This window comes from Pedococcus sp. P1_H8 (genome assembly GCF_056405175.1).
Genome location: NZ_JBFUCP010000069.1, coordinates 1 through 601, shown reverse-complemented (window position 1 = coordinate 601; position 601 = coordinate 1). Strand labels below are relative to the sequence as shown.

The 601-nt window shown below is 70.9% G+C and carries 1 protein-coding gene; it reads right to left on the bottom strand.

Features of this window, described 5'->3' with window-relative positions:
• The coding region (locus AC1DYG_RS18870) for an ABC1 kinase family protein (RefSeq protein WP_477641403.1) at positions 1 to 601 on the bottom strand (601 nt) is incomplete at both ends.

Here is a 601-nt window from a genome sequence, read left to right as displayed (position 1 = left end):
CCGGATCAGCATCTGGCTGTCGGGGCGTTCGCCGGGGTCGATCCGGTCGAGCGGCGTGCCGTGCATGCGTTCCATGCAGATCACGTGCGGGCCGCAGTACTCCCAGTACACCTCCGGCGCGGTCACCCCATGGTTGTCACCGAACGACCACAGGGCCGTCCGGAAGCGGGTCTGCCGGTCCGCCTCGACCGCGCTGTTCAGCTCGGTCATGGTGGCGCGGTGCAGGTCCCGGACGATGGCGGTGGCGTTTGCGATGCGGAAGAACTCGCTGAGCCGCTCCAGCAGCCGGGCGCCCCAGTACGCGGTCCGCAGGTCCACCAGCATCCGGTGGTAGATGCCCGGTCGTTGCACCTTGATCACCGCCTGCCGGCCGTCGGGCAGCACGCAGGCGTGCACCTGGGCCACCGACGCCGCCGCGAGCGGGGTGTCGTCGAACTCGGTGAACAGGGCCTCGACGGGACGGCCGAGGTCCGACTCGATCACAGACCTCGCGGCCCGGGCGGAGACCGGCGGCACGTCGTCGAGGCAGCGCAGGCAGGCGTTCGCGAGCGGTGCCGGAAAAACGCCCGGCGACGACGCCATCAGCTGGCCGAGCTTGACG